Source organism: Flavobacterium sp. (assembly GCF_044371705.1).
Classification (GTDB): domain Bacteria; phylum Bacteroidota; class Bacteroidia; order Flavobacteriales; family Flavobacteriaceae; genus Flavobacterium.
This window is the reverse complement of the sequence record NZ_JBILTE010000220.1, coordinates 1-3,988: the sequence shown is the minus strand read 5'-3', so window position 1 is coordinate 3,988 and position 3,988 is coordinate 1. Positions and strand designations below refer to the sequence as shown.

Genomic DNA, 3,988 nt, shown 5'->3' with positions numbered 1-3,988 from the left:
CCTCACTTATTCTATATCTTTTTTGTTTCAGAAAATGGGTTGGAACAAGAAAAAGTCTTTGTACAAAGGATTGTATCAATTGAGTACAGTGTATTTAAACCCGTTTCAATATGTTTATGCCCTAAAGAAAAGAATACCGGCCAATAAAGACAATCCATTTTACTGCTAGTTCATCTTTTTGAGTCTCATGATACCTATGTACAAATTGGCAGACCATGTGACTTGTTGCATCGAAAGTCTCGAAAATTAAAAAGGAAAAAAGAAAACAGGCGATGAGTGCTACTAAGAATTGCGTTTTCGCACCAGAAAAAAACTTGAATGAAGTGCTTTTGCATAGCGTAAAAGTTTTAAGTATGTTTTAAACTCATGTATTTTTTAAATTAAATTTTAAACATAATTAAAACTTTTACTAAATTTGTAAAAGAAAATACAGCATTCCAACACCATGTCTTTTAAATTTCCAAAAACGATAATAAAAAGAAACGACTACCTCAATAGGGTACTTCCTTTTATTGATCAAAACTTAATAAAGGTTTTTTCAGGACAACGGCGGGTGGGCAAAAGTTATATGCTTTTTCAAATAATGCAGTATTTATTAGATAGAGACCCTCAAACAGCTATTATCTACATCAATAAAGAAGATATTGCTTTTGCAGACCTACAAACTTCACAACAATTGAACGATTATGTCATAAAAAACAGGTCAACTACCGCTAAAACATACGTTTTCATTGATGAAATTCAAGACATTAAAAATTTTGAAACAGCCTTACGTTCGTTACTACTTGATGAAAATTTAGATTTGTATTGCACAGGAAGTAATGCCAAATTGTTGTCAGGAGATATTGCAGGTGTTTTAAGTGGCCGTTCCATTGAAATGGTTGTCTATAGCTTGTCCTATGCCGAGTTTTTAGTTTTTCACACTTTAGAGGATACTACACAATCGCTTGAACGCTATTTTAAATATGGAGGGTTACCCTATCTAAAAAATATAGGTTTAGAAGAGGGTGTTGCTTTTGAGTATCTAAAAAACATCTATCATACCATTGTGTACAGAGACATTATCAATAGGTTTGCTATACGTAATACGGCATTTCTGGAGCAGTTGGTTTTATTTTTAGCCAGCAATACAGGCAGTCTTTTTTCAGCAAAAAAAATAAGCGATTTCTTAAAATCGCAACACATTAATATAGCTTCCAATCAAGTACAAACGTATAGTGATTATTTGGTCAATGCTTTTTTAATACATCGGGTGAGTCGTTATGATGTAGTAGGAAAACGTATTTTTGAAACAGGAGAAAAATATTATTTTGAAAACCTCGGCATTCGCAATGCCTTGTGGGGCTATCGGCTTGAAGACCGGGGGAAAATCATGGAGAATATTGTCTATAATCACCTGGTTTGCAGAGGATTTGAGGTTCATGTAGGCACGATTGGTGCCTTAGAAATAGATTTTGTAGGGCAACGAGCCGGCGAAAAACTATATGTTCAAGTAGCAGTATCAATTAACGAACCTCAAACATTGGCAAGAGAATTTGGTAATTTAAAAAAGATCAATGATAATTTTCCAAAAATGGTCGTTACGCTCGACAATTTTCAAGGCAATACGGATGAAGGGATAATAGCCGTAGATTTGAGAACTTTTCTTTTAACAACCAATTAAAAATAGCACAACAGTCCTGTCGCGAGTTAAAATCAAACTACTTTTGACCATAAAAAAGCAATCATGAACAGTATATTTACAAAGTTTAGGTTTTTTTATGTGACACCACTGTTTAATAATTATCCAAAGCAAAAAAACCAAACAAACAGCAGTAAACCATTTGATTAATAAGTCCATGCGTTTAAGTATTATCGTACCTATGTACAACGTGGCAGACTATGTGACTCGTTGCATCGAAAGTCTCGAAAATCAAGATGTTGACAAAAGCACTTACGAAATCATTTGCATCAACGATGGTTCTCCCGATGATTGCAGAACAATAGTTGAAGGTCTGCAAAAAAAATATCCAAACATTGTACTACTCAATCAGGAAAACCAAGGCGTGTCCATGGCGAGAAACAATGGGATTGCGAGAGCCAAAGGGAAATACATACTACCTATTGACCCCGATGATTATGTGTTACCGCAAACTTTCGGGAAATTGATAGCCCGAGCGGAGAATCAAGCGTTAGACGTGTTGTATTTGGGTTTTGAAATTTTTAATGCGGCAGGAACAAGTAGTTGGCAGACAGATTATAGTGTACAAGAAGATACAATTTATAGTGGCGTAGAAGGCTATTTTGCGGCTAGAGGTAAAGCTGTGAACGACCCCGATCGTTCATGGGCCATTTTGTATCGAAGAGATTTGTTGAACAAATTTCAAATTACATATCCAAAAAATGTGCCTTATCTGGAAGACGGTTTGTTTTTAGCCAAAGTATTTGCAGTGGCTCAAAAAGTAGGGTTCAGCAATAAAAAATTTTACCAGCGTACCACACGAATGGGTTCGGCAACGAATTCGAAGTTGTTCTTTTCCGAGCAAGCAATTCAAGGTTTTTTGTTAGCTGTGCAAAATATCAAACAATTTGAAGGTTCTAATGAGTTAAAAGAGCATCAAAAAGGGTTGGTCAATCACGTAGTAGCTAAGTTTTTAATACTTGCTATTACGTCAAGTGCTGATAAATTTAACTTTAAAAAGTATTTTACGGTACTAAAAATGCTTAAAAGAAGCAGCATCGGTTCCATTGAAATGGGCGGTGTTAGAAACCCTTATAGAAAGTATATTGAATTTTTTAATTTTTCTAAACTTTTGTTTCCCTTTTACTTTAGAATAGTCAATAGATGACCTATGATTATATATAATACAAAACACAATAAAGGTCTTGCAGTTAATTTAACCAAACCTGTTTCTTAAAGAAGCAAAATGAAAGAAGTTGCAAGTAATATATTATTTTGCTACCAAAATGGTTTTTTCCCTCAAAATGGCGGAGTACAACGCTATTGCCATTCATTAGGAGAATTTTTAGAAGAGAAAGGTTTTAACGTTTATTACCTGTCATTAAAATTTGATAAGGATTTCCAGCTATTAAAACCAAATAATTATTTTGTATTGCCGAATTCGGAGGTTCTTTACCATAAAGAGAACAAATTTTTTTACAAAAGCTTGTTAGAGAAATTAAAGATACATACAGTTATAAATAATGAAGCCACAAATAATCGATTTTCATTTTTTATACCTTCAAAAGAGGTTGAGGTGACACATATTGCCATTTTCCATCAGGATCCTGTTTTTAATTTGAATTTCTCTGGTGAAAATACACTATTTAAGAAAATCATTGATCATTTAAGAATAATAAAGAGAAAAAGAGCATTGGAATTTTTGTTAAAGAACTCCGATCAATTAGTGGTACTCTCTAGCAAATATGTGCAAAAACTGAATGAAAATTTGAAAATACATTCAAACAAGCTTGTTGCGATTTCAAATTTTACACATTTTCAAAAATTGGATATAGGTTTAGTACAAAAGACAGATACTGTTTTATATGTTGGCAGACTTGAACAGGTAAAGCAAGTTGATTTACTCATTAATGTTTGGAAACTTATTGAAGATAAAACGGTTGGTTGGAATTTGGTTATTATTGGGGAAGGACCACAATCCGAATATCTAAAAAATTTAGCTAGTGAAATAGGTGTAAAAGCAATAAAATTTACCGGGAAAATAGACCCGACCACTTATTACAAATCGGCTAAAATTATTTGTTTACCTTCGAAATATGAGGGATTTGGTCTAGTGCTTGTTGAAGCAATGGCCTATGGAGTGGTTCCAATAGCATTTAATAATTGGTTGTCATTGTCTGAAATAATTACAAATGAGGTGGATGGATACATTGTCGATGATAAAAATATGATGGGTTTGTTTACAGTTATAGATAGCTTAATTAAAAACGACAATAAACTAGTTGAAATGTCTGAAAAAGCTAGGGAAAGTGCAAAAAAATTCGACAT

The 3,988-nt window shown here is 33.4% G+C and carries 3 protein-coding genes; all 3 read left to right on the top strand.

Features of this window, described 5'->3' with window-relative positions; genetic code table 11:
* Window positions 1-445 precede the first annotated feature (445 nt).
* Window positions 446-1,663 carry an ATP-binding protein gene (locus ACIQ2S_RS11920; protein WP_396176279.1) on the top strand — a complete coding sequence of 406 codons (1,218 nt, stop codon included), beginning with the start codon at window positions 446-448 and terminating at the stop codon, window positions 1,661-1,663.
* Window positions 1,664-1,838: 175 nt separating this feature from the next.
* On the top strand, window positions 1,839-2,828 hold the full coding sequence (locus ACIQ2S_RS11915) for a glycosyltransferase family 2 protein (protein ID WP_396176277.1): 990 nt from the start codon (window positions 1,839-1,841) through the stop codon (window positions 2,826-2,828).
* A gap of 78 nt (window positions 2,829-2,906) precedes the next feature.
* The coding region (locus tag ACIQ2S_RS11910; RefSeq protein ID WP_396176275.1) for a glycosyltransferase at window positions 2,907-3,988 on the top strand (1,082 nt) is incomplete at its 3' end.

Excerpts from the sequence above, each read along its gene's own strand:
- ACIQ2S_RS11915 (WP_396176277.1), top strand. The coding sequence starts at position 1,839 with ATGCGTTTAAGTATTATCGTACCTATGTACAACGTGGCAGACTATGTG.
- ACIQ2S_RS11920 (WP_396176279.1), top strand. The coding sequence starts at position 446 with ATGTCTTTTAAATTTCCAAAAACGATAATAAAAAGAAACGACTACCTC.